At 62.3% G+C, this 12,417-nt stretch carries 14 protein-coding genes; 5 read left to right on the forward strand and 9 right to left on the reverse strand.

Annotated features, from left to right (window positions below):
- Window positions 1-3 precede the first annotated feature (3 nt).
- The 5 genes from P3C50_RS18500 to P3C50_RS18520 form a co-directional block, all read right to left on the reverse strand.
- The gene (locus tag P3C50_RS18500; protein WP_275547074.1) at window positions 4-576 is read right to left on the reverse strand and encodes a pilus assembly PilX family protein; all 573 of its coding nucleotides are present in this window, start codon (window positions 574-576) and stop codon (window positions 4-6) included.
- On the reverse strand, window positions 573-1,385 hold the full coding sequence (locus P3C50_RS18505; RefSeq protein ID WP_275547075.1) for a prepilin-type N-terminal cleavage/methylation domain-containing protein: 813 nt from the start codon (window positions 1,383-1,385) through the stop codon (window positions 573-575). The genes P3C50_RS18500 and P3C50_RS18505 overlap by 4 nt, the downstream gene beginning before the upstream one ends.
- A gap of 2 nt (window positions 1,386-1,387) precedes the next feature.
- Window positions 1,388-1,918 (reverse strand): type IV pilus modification protein PilV, encoded by a 531-nt coding sequence (pilV, locus tag P3C50_RS18510; RefSeq protein WP_275547076.1) that lies wholly within the window; start codon window positions 1,916-1,918, stop codon window positions 1,388-1,390.
- Between the two features lie 2 nt (window positions 1,919-1,920).
- Window positions 1,921-2,373: a GspH/FimT family pseudopilin gene (locus P3C50_RS18515; RefSeq protein WP_275547077.1), complete on the reverse strand. Its 453-nt coding sequence runs from the start codon at window positions 2,371-2,373 to the stop codon at window positions 1,921-1,923.
- Between the two features lie 101 nt (window positions 2,374-2,474).
- Window positions 2,475-2,966, reverse strand: coding sequence for a GspH/FimT family pseudopilin (locus P3C50_RS18520; protein WP_275547078.1), 492 nt, complete (start codon window positions 2,964-2,966; stop codon window positions 2,475-2,477).
- 106 nt (window positions 2,967-3,072) lie between these two features.
- Here P3C50_RS18520 and thiO point away from each other — a divergent pair, with 106 nt between their 5' ends.
- Entirely contained in the window at window positions 3,073-4,173 is a 1,101-nt protein-coding gene (gene thiO, locus P3C50_RS18525) for a glycine oxidase ThiO (protein ID WP_275547079.1), read from the forward strand.
- A 13-nt stretch (window positions 4,174-4,186) separates the two neighbouring features.
- On the opposite strand, the gene P3C50_RS18530 is transcribed toward thiO, so the two are convergent.
- From P3C50_RS18530 to P3C50_RS18545, 4 genes are all read right to left on the reverse strand, one after another.
- Entirely contained in the window at window positions 4,187-5,527 is a 1,341-nt protein-coding gene (locus P3C50_RS18530; protein WP_275547080.1) for a sigma-54-dependent transcriptional regulator, read from the reverse strand.
- A 2-nt stretch (window positions 5,528-5,529) separates the two neighbouring features.
- The gene (locus tag P3C50_RS18535) at window positions 5,530-7,122 is read right to left on the reverse strand and encodes a two-component system sensor histidine kinase NtrB (RefSeq protein WP_275547150.1); all 1,593 of its coding nucleotides are present in this window, start codon (window positions 7,120-7,122) and stop codon (window positions 5,530-5,532) included.
- Entirely contained in the window at window positions 7,112-7,348 is a 237-nt protein-coding gene (locus tag P3C50_RS18540) for a PP0621 family protein (RefSeq protein WP_197857400.1), read from the reverse strand. The genes P3C50_RS18535 and P3C50_RS18540 overlap by 11 nt, the downstream gene beginning before the upstream one ends.
- A gap of 195 nt (window positions 7,349-7,543) precedes the next feature.
- On the reverse strand, window positions 7,544-8,536 hold the full coding sequence (locus P3C50_RS18545; protein ID WP_197857397.1) for an outer membrane protein assembly factor BamD: 993 nt from the start codon (window positions 8,534-8,536) through the stop codon (window positions 7,544-7,546).
- A 138-nt stretch (window positions 8,537-8,674) separates the two neighbouring features.
- On the opposite strand from P3C50_RS18545, the gene rluD reads away from it, so the two are divergent.
- From rluD to P3C50_RS18565, 4 genes are all read left to right on the forward strand, one after another.
- A complete protein-coding gene (gene rluD, locus P3C50_RS18550; protein WP_275547081.1) occupies window positions 8,675-9,649 on the forward strand; it encodes a 23S rRNA pseudouridine(1911/1915/1917) synthase RluD in 975 nt (324 codons plus the stop codon).
- Window positions 9,646-10,377 (forward strand): peptidoglycan editing factor PgeF, encoded by a 732-nt coding sequence (gene pgeF, locus P3C50_RS18555; RefSeq protein WP_275547082.1) that lies wholly within the window; start codon window positions 9,646-9,648, stop codon window positions 10,375-10,377. Before rluD ends, pgeF begins: the two co-directional genes overlap by 4 nt.
- A gap of 138 nt (window positions 10,378-10,515) precedes the next feature.
- Window positions 10,516-11,106, forward strand: a complete 591-nt coding sequence (locus P3C50_RS18560; RefSeq protein ID WP_275547083.1) for a TetR/AcrR family transcriptional regulator — start codon at window positions 10,516-10,518, stop codon at window positions 11,104-11,106.
- Window positions 11,107-11,133: 27 nt separating this feature from the next.
- On the forward strand, window positions 11,134-12,243 hold the full coding sequence (locus P3C50_RS18565) for an NADH:flavin oxidoreductase (protein WP_275547084.1): 1,110 nt from the start codon (window positions 11,134-11,136) through the stop codon (window positions 12,241-12,243).
- Window positions 12,244-12,417 lie beyond the last annotated feature (174 nt).

Consider the following 12,417-nt stretch of genomic DNA (forward strand, 5'->3'; position numbering starts at 1 on the left):
GACTCATTTCTTAATCAGCAAAGTGGTCGAAGTCAGGCAGAGCGTGGAAGCGATGCAGGTGCCTTCTTCGCCTTCATCACCACCCTTGTAAGCTTGTGCGTTGACTTCGTAGAAGAAGCTGCTTCCCGATTCCGCCGTCTCTATGCCAGCCAAGGCGCCGCCAGCGTTGCCGGCGTCATTGATGCCCCCACCGCTAGGACCATAGGGACCGCCAATGAAGCGGATATACCAGCGGGCTTCGCGCTCCTGAACGGTGACTCCATCAAGGCCGCTGTAGCTCTCTGCGGCAGAGAAGTCGTAGTCGTAGTCATCGGCCTTGCCGTGGTAGCACGGTATTGAGCTGTCCACGCCGCAGTCTTCGATGGCCTCTGCACTGCCTATGCGCCTTTCTGCTTCGCGTTGGGCCGACTCCGCGGCATTGCGCAGCTTCTTCTGCTCGATCAGGTTACCGGTGATACGGCTTTCCAGCATGACTTCGCGCATACTGCCGATGCCCAGCAGAGTGATGATCAGCAGCATGACTAGGGCGATTACCAGTACGGCGCCACGCTGATGGTGATAGGGGAAGGCACTCATGGCATCAGGTTCCTCAGGGTCGAACTGCCGCTTACCATTTGATAGAGCCTACCGGTTTCGCAGTCGAGCGAGTGTCCGGTAAGGTTTTCCCAGTCGCCGATTTCATCATCGTTGTCCGAATTGCTACAGACCTTGCTCTCGACACCCTGGGTCAGGTTGCCTGGCGTGGCGGCAAGCAGCACGGAGTAGCGTACGCTACGGATGATGTCACCGGCATCGGGGGTAGCGGTGTAGGTGTCGACTTGCAGCGCATAGAGGTCGTCATTTACGCCGTAGTCGAAGTAAAGATCCTCGATGTTGCTGACCAGCTCTTGGTCGTTGCATGCAAATGTGCCGTCTTCCAGGGTGAGTTTCTCGACTATGATCTCGCTGGTGTTGAAGTCAACTGCACCGTCGTTGTCGTAAGGTTTGTTCAGATCGCTGCTACCGCTGAAGGTGTTGCCCTCGCAGTTGATCTCGTCCTCATCCCTGGGCTGGTAGCGCAGGCATAAGGTTGTGGCATCCATGCGGACTACGGCCTGCCCGGCAGCGAAGGTGCAATCACTGCTGGGGTCGGCGGGGAACGCCATGTCCATCGGTAGTGCAGGATTGCGCCGGTAACCGGCCTTGGCGAGGCGCTCGTCGATTAGCATCAGGGCGAAGCGACCATTTTCCAGGTTTTCACCCTGGCCTTGCTGGTAGAGGTAGTTACGCTTGTTATCGAGGTAGATCTGGGTAACACCCAGGATCAGGAAGCTGCTGATAGCCATAGCCACCAGCAGCTCGACCAGGGACAGGCCGCGCTGGTTTCGGGAACGTATTGGGAACATGCTCAGAACTCCGCGCGCACAGCGTAGGTGCAGTAGTTGTTATCACTACCATCCAAACACTCTCCCCCCTTGACAGCCCACGCGAGCTGAATCTCGATGGCGGAGCCGTCTACCGTGCAGGAGCCGGCTGTCTTGGATCGGCAGATGTGGAATTCGCTGTTCATCAAGTCTTCCGCGCCTGGCAGGCTCGTTTTGACTTTCTCTGCCCAGCAGCCAAGCCGCTGCGAAGCGCTGGCGTTGGCCAGCGAGGTACAGTCGTCCGCGGGGGTAGGGAAGTCGGCATCTGCGGCTTTGTAATAGGCGGACGACCCGCGAGGGAGTCCATTGACGATGACCTCGTCGAGGTCGGCGCGCAGCATTTCCTGCAAATCATCGGCAAGAATGGCGGCAGCGTTGCGCAGGGCGGAGTCCTGAGTGTAGGCGATGGTGCGGCCTTGCAGGGCGACGAGGCCCAGAACACCGATGCTGATCAGAAGGATGGTGACGAGGACTTCAATCATGCTGAAGCCGCGAGTGTCGTGCGCTCTGTTCATGCTCAATCCTGAACCTTCCTGATGAACCCAGCTGCTTGGGTAGAGACGGTGAGAGAGAGGCTGTCGTCGCTATTTTTGAAGACGGTGCTGGATGGTGTGGCCGTGCCGTTTGGGTTGAAGACGATGCTGGTTTCGTTGGGAGTGACGGCTACGCTGGCGGGCACTTCCATGCTGCGCTCGCCGCTGCTCCAAACATTGCTGCTCTGGCTTACGGTGATGCTGGTACGTTTGGTCACAGCGTCGCTGCGGGCGGAGATCAGCAGGGCGTGAAATTCATTGGCCGTGGCCGTTACCCTGTTGTTTTCGATTAGGCGGCCGAACGACGGTACCGCGATGGAGATGAATATGGCCAATACGGTGAGTGTGACCATAAGCTCGATCAAGGTGAAACCGCTCACCCCTTTATATATTGTTGGCCGTTTGGTGAGCAGCTTTCTGTCCTTGGCATAAGGCATGGTTGTTAACTCTGGACATTAGGACAGCGGGATATTGCCCAGCTAACTTGCGTGTGTCTGCTGTAAGGGCGATGAGTGGTTCAAGTATCGGTATGGTTGGTTCAGCAACAACCTTGGTGCGTTTCGGCACTAGAATCGCGAACTCGTCCCTGGCGATTGATTGTCAGCGCCCAGATCGTTTTTCCGTCTCGACATAGGCCGAAACGGCCGTTGCTGGTTTTGGTGGTGCCGTTTGGCTGGTAACGGATGTCTCTGCTGAAGCCGTGCCAGCACACACCGTTATTCGCAGGTAATTTTTGCAGATGATGAAGCTGGGAGGGGGTAGCTGTGGTAATCAGCCAGTGGGCCGTCCAGTCACCATTACAAGTGATGCCATCGCTGGAACCGCATAGCCGGTACTGTCGATTATTGATGACGGCTTGTGCGCGGGTTTGCTGGAGTTGGCTATGGAGTAGGTTGCGCAGAGCTTCGTCGCGGTTGTCCTGCAGGAGCTTGCTGAAGCTGGGGATGGCGAAGCTGAAGAGGATGCCGAGCAGGGTTAGGGTAACCAGCAACTCCACCAGACTGTACGCGTTATGTTGATCTCGATTCATTCTTCAAGTCCCTTTGCCTTATGATTGACGGCCTCCTGGCCTACCTTTTCTGTTTAGCTCGCGAGGCTTTGTTGTCAAGGTCGGTCATCCACGGGTGAGGTGTGTTGTGGTGGTGGATGTGATCATTGTTGGCGGCGGAGCTATTGGACTTTTATCGGCTTATCAATTTGCGGTGGCCGGGAAACGAGTGAGACTTGTAGAGCGTGGCCACGCCGGCGCCGAATCCTCCTGGGCCGGCGGCGGTATCGTTTCTCCGTTGTATCCTTGGCGCTACAGCGCGGCAGTGACGGCGTTGGCGCATTGGTCGCAGGATTTCTATCCGGGATTCGCTCAGCGCTTGCTGGCGGAGACGGGCGTCGATCCTGAGGTGCATGTCACCGGGTTGTATTGGCTGGATCTGGATGATGAGGCCGAGGCCCTGGTCTGGGCGCAGCGTGAGGGACGTCCGCTTTACTCGGTGGATATTGCCGAGGCTTATCGGGATGTGCATGTGCTGGGCAGCGGTTTCGAACGCGCCGTTCATATGCCGGGTGTGGCCAATGTGCGTAACCCGCGTTTGGTCAAGGCGTTGAGGGCAGCTCTGGCGGCCATGCCGAATGTGGAGTTGCGTGAGCATTGCCCGGTCACCGGGTTTGTTCAGGACGGCGGGCGGATTCGAGGCGTGACTACGACCGGCGGCGAGATTCGCGCTGATCGCGTGGTGCTTGCTGCCGGCGCCTGGAGTGGCGAGTTGCTCGAGACGTTGGGGCTGGAGTTGCCAGTCGAGCCGGTGAAGGGGCAGATGATTCTCTACAAGTGCGCCGAGGACTTTTTGCCGAGTATGGTGCTGGCCAAGGGGCGTTATGCGATCCCGCGGCGCGACGGTCATATTCTGGTTGGCAGCACGCTGGAGTACGCCGGGTTCGACAAGACGCCGACCGACACCGCGCTGGCCAGCCTCAAGGCTTCGGCCGAGGAGTTGTTGCCTGCGCTCAAGGACGCCGAAGTGGTAGGGCACTGGGCCGGTTTGCGGCCCGGCTCGCCGGAAGGCATTCCTTTTATCGGCGAGCTGCCTTCGCATCCCGGCTTGTGGCTCAACTGCGGGCATTTCCGCAATGGTTTGGTGCTGGCGCCGGCGTCATGCCAGCTGCTAGTCGACCTGATGCTCGGCCGCGAGCCGATCATAGATCCGGCGCCTTATGCTCCGGCGGGGCGGTTGGGGCAATAGTCTGGAGAGGGCGTCAATCGATGCCCAGTTTCTTCAGGCGATAGCGCATCGAGCGAAAGGTCAGGCCCAGGCGCTGGGCCGCGGCCGTGCGATTCCAGCGCGTCTCTTCCAGTGCCTGCATGATCAGCTTGCGCTCGATCTCCTCGAGGTAATCCTCGAGGTTGTCGATCTGCGCCAGGCTGGCTTCGCCGCCTTCGGTGCTCGGCCCGCTAGCGTCGGCCAGGCGCAGGTCGCCGGGCGTGATCTGATCGTCCTCGCAGAGGGTGTAGGCGCGCTCGAGCATGTTTTCCAGCTCGCGCACGTTGCCCGGGAAGCGGTAGTTCTTCAGCTTCTCCAACGCATCGGCGTGCAATTTGGCGGCAGCCAGGCCGGTGCCTTCGGCCAGGCGCGCGAGCATCACCTCGGCCAGTTGCGCGATGTCTTCGCGGCGCTCGCGCAGCGGCGGCACGCGCAGTTCGATGACGTTGAGGCGGTAGTAGAGGTCCTGGCGGAAACGCCCGGCGGCGACTTCGGCAGCCAGATCCTTGTGAGTGGCGCAGAGGATGCGCACATCGACCACCACTTCCTGCTGGCCACCAACGGCGCGCACTGCCTTTTCCTGAATCGCGCGCAGAAGTTTGACCTGCATCGGCAGCGGCAGGTCGGCCACTTCGTCGAGGAACAGCGTGCCGCCATTGGCGGCCTGGAACAGGCCCTGCTTGTCTTCGATGGCGCCGGTGAAGCTGCCTTTCTTGTGGCCGAAGAACTCGCTTTCCATCAGTTCCGAGGGAATGGCGCCGCAGTTAACCGGCACGAATGGCTGTTCGATGCGTGGGCCCTGTTCATGGATCAGGCGGGCCACCAATTCCTTGCCGCTGCCCGATTCGCCGCTGATGTAGACCGGCGCCTGGCTGCGCGAAAGCTTCTGGATCTGTTTGCGCAGCGACTTCATCGGCGGCGAGTCACCGAGCAGGCGGCTGTCGACCGGGGTTTCCTCGCCCTCCGGGGAGCGAATGCGCAAAGCGGTGGCGACCAGCTCGCGCAGACGGCCGAGGTCCACCGGTTTGGTGAGGAAGTCGAAGGCGCCGGCCTTGAGCGAGTTGATCGCGGTATCCAGGCTGCCGTAGGCGGTGATCATCGCCACCGGCACCTGCGGGTGGCGCTGCTGGATGTGCTGCACCAGATCCAGGCCGGTGCCGTCGGGCAGGCGCATGTCGGTCAGGCACAGGTCGAAGGGCTCGCGCGCCAGCCACTCGCGCGCTTCCTTGACGTTGCGGGCACTACGCGTGTCCAGCTTCATGCGTCCGAGGGTGATTTCCAGCAGCTCGCGGATATCGGGTTCGTCGTCGACGATCAGGGCTCTCTGACGGTTCATGTTCAGCTCAGTTTGCGCGGATGGGCGAAGGTGATGCGGAAGCAGCTGCCGCCGCCTTCACGAGTTTTATAGTCGAGGCGGGCCTGGTTGCTCTGGCACAGCTCGCGGGAGATATACAGGCCGAGGCCGGTGCCCTTGTTCTCGGTGGTGTAGAAGGGCTCGAAGATGTGCTGTTCCTGCTCGGGCGGCACGCCGGGCCCGTCGTCGAGAATCTCCAGCACCGGCAGGTCGCTGGCCTCGTCACGGAACAGGCGCAGCCAGACCTGCCCGAGTCGGTGTTTCTGCGCGCTGTAGCGCAAGCCGTTCTGCACCAGGTTGGTCAGCACCTGAGTCAGCTGGTGCGGGTCCATGCGCGTTTGCAGGCTGCCACCCTGGGTTTCCAGGTGGATCTGCCGGTCAGTCGGTGCCGAACTGCGGAACTCGCTGGCAAAACGGTGCAGCCAGTACTTCAGGTCCAGCAGTTGTGGCTCGGCCTGGCGCCGACGCGACAGCTGCAAGACGTTCTCGATCACCAGGTTCATGCGCTTGGAGTGATCCTGAATGATCTGCGCCAGACGCTGGTCCGGCCCCTGCAGGTCTTCCGACTCCTGCAGCAACTGCGCGGCATGGCTGATCGCGCCGAGCGGGTTGCGGATCTCGTGGGCGATGCCGGCGGTCAGGCGGCCCAATGACGCCAGTTTGAGCTGTTGCGCCTGCTGGGCGATCTGCGAGATGTCGTCGAGAAACACCAGGATGTGCTGCTGCTCGCCGCGCTGCAGGGAAATGAAGCTGGGTTGCAGCATCGGGCCATCGACCTGCGCCTGCAGGCTGTCCGGACGCAGGGTCGGGTTGTGCAGCCATTGTTGCAGGCGCTTGACCAGCTCGGGGCAGTGCGGGTCGATGATCTTGCCGCTGAGCTCGCCGCGCCCCAGCAATTGCGTGGCGCCCTGGTTGGCCAGCAGCACCCGATGCTGGGTGTCGAGCACCAGGATGCCGGTGCGCATGCGCTGCAGGATCTGCTCGTTGAGTTCTTCCAGGTTGGCGACGTCGGCCGCGCGCTGCTCGGCTAGGCTTTCGCTGACCTGCAGGCGGCGGGTGATGCCTTGGATGAATAGCGCGCCGGCGAAGCACAGCGCGCCGAGGGCACCGGCCTGCACGTATTGGGCGGCAGCGGCGGGGCGGCTGAGGCTGAGATAGAAGGTCAGGTAGATCAGTGCGATGGCGGCGATGGCGGCGATCAGCAGGCCGACGCGGCCGCGCAGCAGGATGTTGGCGATGGCCACCGCCACCACCAGCAGGTTGCCGATGCCGCTGGGCGTGCCGCCGGCCGCGTAGAACAGCGCGGAGAGGAAAATCACGTCCACCAGCGCCAGGCTGAACAGCTGCATCAGGTGCTTGGGCTTTTGCACCAGCACGGCGATGAAGATATTGAGGATCAGGTAGACCCAGCTGCCGGTCCGAAACAGCTCGATATGCACGACATCCAGAAACTGTTCATCGAGGTTGCTGGAGATCAGCAGGATCAGCGCCAGACCGATGCTCAGACGATAGAAATGATAGAGCCTGAGGATGCGCCGCCCCTGAATTCCGCCTTGCAGGCTGAACTCAGCGGTCACCGGCGTGCGGGCCTTGTTGCAGATGGGCCTGGCTGCAATACCACTGCTGATCATGGCTCAGGGCCTGAGGCTTGGGCACATGCACGCCGCAGTGAGCGCAGCGCACCATTGGGGCGGCGGCGCCTTCGGTGGGACGAGTGCGTTCAGGTTTGCTGATGTAGCGGCGCCAGATCCAGATCGCGGCGAAGATGACGGCGACCCAGAACAGCAGGCGAAAAAGACCCATATCGTGCTCTTTTGTTCGTTCAAAGCCGGCAGTTTAGCCAAGCCGAGTGCATCGGCACAGTATCGGCGTGGCAGCCTGTGCGCTGTTTCCGAGCTGGATGGCTGGCCTCAAGGGCGCCCCATGCCGGGAACGGGCGACAGAAACGCCAGGCAATAAAAAGGGAGGCCGTGGCCTCCCTTATCAATAACGCTGCGATCAGTCGAACAGACCGAAGGTCAGGTAGCTCCAGATCGAACGCTTCTTCGCGGTTTCGCCGGTTTTGGCGTCCTGCTGCAGTTCGGCTGGAATCTGTTGCTCCGCGTCTTCGTACTGGCGGATCACGTCCTGGCTGGCGCGGGTTTCGCCCGGCGGCAGCGGCGTGTCGGTTTCGATCAGGCCCAGGGTGGCCTTGGCCAGCCAGGAACGGTTGTCGGCTTCTTCTTCACGCGGGACGAATTCGCCGCTTTCCAGCGACGGGTGGTCAGGGTAATTGAGCTTGAGGGTTTCCAGGCTGGTGGCAGCCAGGTCGTCCATGGACAGACGCTGGTAGGCCTCGGTCATGATCGCCAGTCCGTCACCGACCGCCGGGGTTTCCTGGAAGTTCTCCACCACGTAGCGGCCACGGTTGGCGGCGGCGACATAGGCCTGACGGGTCAGATAGTAGTGGCCAACGTGTACTTCGTAGGCAGCCAGCAGGTTGCGCAGGTAGATCATGCGCTGCTTGGCGTCCGGGGCGTAGCGGCTGGTCGGGTAGCGGCTGGTGAGCTGGGCGAACTCGTTGTAGGAGTCGCGCGCGGCGCCTGGGTCACGCTTGGTCATGTCCAGCGGCAGGAAGCGCGCCAGCAGGCCGCGGTCCTGGTCGAACGAGGCCAGGCCCTTGAGGTAGTAGGCGTAGTCGACGTTGGCGTGCTGCGGGTGCAGGCGGATGAAACGCTCGGCGGAAGACTTGGCAGCTTCCGGTTCAGCATTCTTGTAGTAGGCGTAGATCAGCTCCAGCTGCGCCTGCTCGGCATAACGACCGAACGGGTAGCGCGATTCCAGCGCCTTGAGCTTGGAAATGGCCTGGGTGTAGCTGCGGTTGTCCAGGTCGGCCTGGGCCTGCTGGTACAGCTCCACCTCGCTGAGGTTTTCATCGACCTCCGGCTGCTTGGAAGAGCAGGCGGCGGTAAGGGCGAGGATGGCGATCAGCAGCAGGTGTTTCACTTGCATGGCGGCTTGCGTCCCTGTGACGGCCGCGCGGCCGTCCTGTTATGATGAGCGCCCCCGGAAAACCCTGGGGCAAAGACGCCGTATTTAACCACAAGCCTGTCGCCGAAACCAAAGGCCAGGCTCCCGCCGTTGCCGAACATGACTTCTATAGACAAACAGCTTATTCAACTTCAAGCCGTCGTCCCCTTCGAACAGGGCGGTCAACGCCTCGACCAGGTGGCTGCGCAGCTGTTTGGCGAGTACTCCCGTTCGCGTCTTTCCACCTGGATCAAGGAAGGTCGGCTGACCGTCGATGGCGCCGTGGCACGTCCGCGCGACACCGTGCACGCCGGCTCGACCCTGGCGCTGGACGCCGAGCAGGAAGCGCAGGGCGAGTGGGTGGCGCAGGACATCGAGCTGAATATCGTCTATGAAGACGAACACCTGCTGGTGATCGACAAACCCGCAGGCCTGGTGGTGCATCCGGCGGCCGGGCATGCCGACGGTACTCTGCTCAACGCGCTGCTGCATCATGTGCCGGACATCGTCAACGTGCCGCGTGCCGGCATCGTCCACCGTCTGGACAAGGACACCACCGGCCTGATGGTGGTGGCCAAGACCCTGCAGGCGCAGACCAACCTGGTCGAGCAGCTGCAGAAACGCAGCGTCAGCCGCATCTATGAATGCATCTGCATCGGCGTGATCACCGCCGGCGGCACCATCGATGCGCCGATCGGCCGCAGCTCCAGCCAGCGCCAGCGCATGGCGGTGACCGATGGCGGCAAGCCGGCGATCAGTCACTACCGCGTGCTGGAGCGCTACCGTTCGCACACCCATGTGCGGGTCAAGCTGGAAACCGGGCGTACCCACCAGATTCGCGTACATATGAGCCACGTGGGTTATCCGCTGGTGGGCGACCCGGTGTATGCCGGGCGCTTTCGCATTCCGCCGGCGGCCAGCCAGAGCCTGGTGCAGAGCCTCAAGGAGTTTCCGCGCCAGGCCCTGCATGCGCGCTTCCTGGAGCTGGACCACCCGGCCACCGGCAAGCGTATGAAATGGGAGTCGGCGCTGCCGGATGATCTGGTCTGGCTGCTGACCCTGTTGCGTCAGGATCGCGAGGCCTTCGTCGGGTGAACGCGCACGACTGGTTGACGCCCGACTGGCCAGCCCCGGTCAACGTGCGTGCCTGCGTGACCACGCGTAGCGGCGGTGTCAGCGTCGCGCCGTTCGATACCTTCAACCTCGGCGATCATGTCGAGGGCGATCCGGCTGCGGTGGCGAGCAACCGTGCCCATCTGGTCGATGTGCTCGGTTGCCAGCCAGCCTGGCTGCGTCAGGTGCATGGCATCGTCGTGGCGCCAGCCGATCCTGCCGTGGTCATCGAGGCCGATGGTAACTGGACCGACAAACCCGGCATCGCCTGCACGGCAATGACCGCGGATTGCCTGCCGGCATTGTTCTGCGACCGCGCCGGTACTCGCGTGGCGGCGGCCCATGCCGGCTGGCGCGGGCTGGCCGGTGGTGTGCTGGAGGCGACCGTCAAGGCACTGGACGTTGCACCGCAGGAGCTCCTGGTCTGGCTCGGCCCGGCTATTGGGCCGGCTGCATTCGAGGTGGGCGGCGAGGTGCGTGAGGCATTCGTGAGGCAGCATGCCGAGGCTGCCGGTGCATTCATGCCCAGCGTCAATGCCGGCAAGTTCATGGCCGATATCTACCAGCTGGCGCGTATTCGCCTGGCTGCCATCGGTGTGACCGCCGTCAGCGGTGGCGGGCTGTGTACCTACACTGACCCGCGTTTCTATTCCTATCGCCGCAGCGCTCGTACCGGGCGTTTCGCTTCGCTGATCTGGCTGCAGCCCTGATAGTTGAAGCGGACTTGTGCGCAAGGTTAAAAAACTCGCAAACAAGTCCGCTCCCACATTACTTAGCTGTTCTAGGTGTTAATCACCAATATCAATAGTGCTGTGCCGAGCGAGACGACCGGTCATATGCTCGGCGCCATGAACAGTATTCGACTCGACAAGCGCGACCTGATCCTCAGCAAAGGCTCCGCGGTGATGACCCGGCGCGGTTATCACGGTACCGGCGTGCTGGAAATCGTCCAGGCGGCCGGGATTCCCAAGGGCAGCTTCTATCACTATTTCGCCAGCAAGGAAGACTTTGCCCTGCAGGCACTGACCTTCATCTACGGGCCGCGCCTGGCGCGTTACGCCCAGGCCTTGAACGACCCGGCGCTGAGCCCGCGTACGCGCATCCTCGGCTATTACCGCGACCTGCTGGCGCACTTCGCCCGGCAGGAGACGCCGCAGTACCACTGCTTCATCGGCAGTCTGAGTTTCGAGATGAGCGAGATGCTCCCGGCGATCGGCGCCGAGGTCGCGGCTATCCAGCAGGCATCGGTGGATATCCTGCGCGACTGTCTGGAACAGGCGCAGGCCGCCGGTGAACTGCCGGCCGACGAGGACTGCGAGAACCTCGCCACCTTTATCAGCGACGCCTGGCAGGGCGTGCTCGCCCGCCTCAAGGTGGGCCGCAACCTGCAGCCGCTGGAAGCTTTCGTCACCCGCCTGGAGCGTTTGCTGCAGGCCTGATTACCCTTCAACCTCAGAGGAAAGATGATGAGCGCTCCCGTTCAAGCCCTGTTCGCCCCGTTCCGCCTCGGTAACCTGGAGCTGCCGACCCGTGTGGTCATGGCGCCGATGACTCGCTCCTTCTCGCCCGGTGGCGTGCCCAATGCCAAGGTTGTCGAGTACTACCGTCGCCGCGCTGCCGCAGGCGTGGGCCTGATCGTCACCGAGGGCACCACGGTCGGCCACAAGGCGGCCAATGGCTACCCGAACGTGCCGCGTTTCTACGGCGAAGACGCCCTGGCCGGCTGGAAGCAGGTGGTCGATGCGGTGCATGCCGAAGGCGGCAAGATCGTCCCGCAGCTCTGGCACGTGGGTAACGTGCGTCGTCTGGGCACCGAGCCGGACGCCAGCGTGCCGGGCTATGGCCCGATGGAGAAGGTCAAGGACGACAAGGTGGTGGTGCATGGCATGACCCAGGCCGATATCGACGAGGTGATCGCCGCTTTCGCCCAGGCCGCGCGCGACGCTAAGGCCATCGGCATGGACGGTGTGGAGATCCACGGCGCCCACGGCTATCTGATCGACCAGTTTTTCTGGGACGGCAGCAACCAGCGCACTGACCAGTACGGTGGCGATCTGGCGGCGCGTTCGCGTTTCGCCATCGAGCTGATCCAGGCCGTGCGCGCGGCGGTCGGCCCGGACTTCCCGATCATCCTGCGTTACTCGCAGTGGAAGCAGCAGGACTACACTGCGCGCTTGGTGCAGACCCCGGAACAACTGGAAGCCTTCCTCAAGCCGCTGTCCGATGCCGGTGTGGACATTTTCCATTGCTCGACCCGCCGCTTCTGGGAGCCGGAGTTCGAAGGCAGCGACCTCAACCTGGCAGGGTGGACGCGCAAGCTCACCGGCAAGCCGACCATCACCGTCGGCAGCGTCGGCCTGGATGGCGAGTTCCTGCAATTCATGGTCAAGACCGACAAGGTGGCCGAGCCTGCCAGCATCGAGAACCTGCTCGAGCGCCTCAACAACGAAGAGTTCGACCTGGTCGCCGTGGGCCGCGCGCTGCTGGTCGACCCGGACTGGGCACTGAAGGTACGCGAAGGCCGCGAGCAGGACATCCTGCCGTTCAGCCGCGAGGCGCTGACGTCACTGGTCTGAGTTGGTTTCTGCCGGGCGTTGTGATCCGACGCCCCGTTTCCAGCCCCGGCACATCGGGGCTTTTTTATGATTTTTCGCGGACAAGTCCGCTCCCACGAAAGCCTGTTTCCAGAGGTGTCAGATCTGTCGGGTACGCTGTGGGAGCGGTCTTGACCGCGAATGCTCTTCTGCTTT

Origin of the sequence: Pseudomonas sp. Marseille-Q0931, from assembly GCF_940789645.1 — a bacterium.
In the GTDB taxonomy this organism is placed as follows: Bacteria; Pseudomonadota; Gammaproteobacteria; order Pseudomonadales; family Pseudomonadaceae; genus Aquipseudomonas.

What these genes read in the sequence shown, in the direction of transcription:
- P3C50_RS18565 (WP_275547084.1), top strand. Translation starts at nt 11,134, where the DNA reads ATGAGCGCTCCCGTTCAAGCCCTGTTCGCCCCGTTCCGCCTCGGTAAC.
- P3C50_RS18545 (WP_197857397.1), bottom strand. Translation starts at nt 8,536, where the DNA reads ATGCAAGTGAAACACCTGCTGCTGATCGCCATCCTCGCCCTTACCGCC.
- P3C50_RS18515 (WP_275547077.1), bottom strand. Translation starts at nt 2,373, where the DNA reads ATGCCTTATGCCAAGGACAGAAAGCTGCTCACCAAACGGCCAACAATA.
- P3C50_RS18505 (WP_275547075.1), bottom strand. Translation starts at nt 1,385, where the DNA reads ATGTTCCCAATACGTTCCCGAAACCAGCGCGGCCTGTCCCTGGTCGAG.
- P3C50_RS18530 (WP_275547080.1), bottom strand. Translation starts at nt 5,527, where the DNA reads ATGAACCGTCAGAGAGCCCTGATCGTCGACGACGAACCCGATATCCGC.
- rluD (WP_275547081.1), top strand. Translation starts at nt 8,675, where the DNA reads ATGACTTCTATAGACAAACAGCTTATTCAACTTCAAGCCGTCGTCCCC.
- pilV (WP_275547076.1), bottom strand. Translation starts at nt 1,918, where the DNA reads ATGAACAGAGCGCACGACACTCGCGGCTTCAGCATGATTGAAGTCCTC.
- P3C50_RS18500 (WP_275547074.1), bottom strand. Translation starts at nt 576, where the DNA reads ATGAGTGCCTTCCCCTATCACCATCAGCGTGGCGCCGTACTGGTAATC.
- P3C50_RS18540 (WP_197857400.1), bottom strand. Translation starts at nt 7,348, where the DNA reads ATGGGTCTTTTTCGCCTGCTGTTCTGGGTCGCCGTCATCTTCGCCGCG.
- P3C50_RS18520 (WP_275547078.1), bottom strand. Translation starts at nt 2,966, where the DNA reads ATGAATCGAGATCAACATAACGCGTACAGTCTGGTGGAGTTGCTGGTT.
- P3C50_RS18560 (WP_275547083.1), top strand. Translation starts at nt 10,516, where the DNA reads ATGAACAGTATTCGACTCGACAAGCGCGACCTGATCCTCAGCAAAGGC.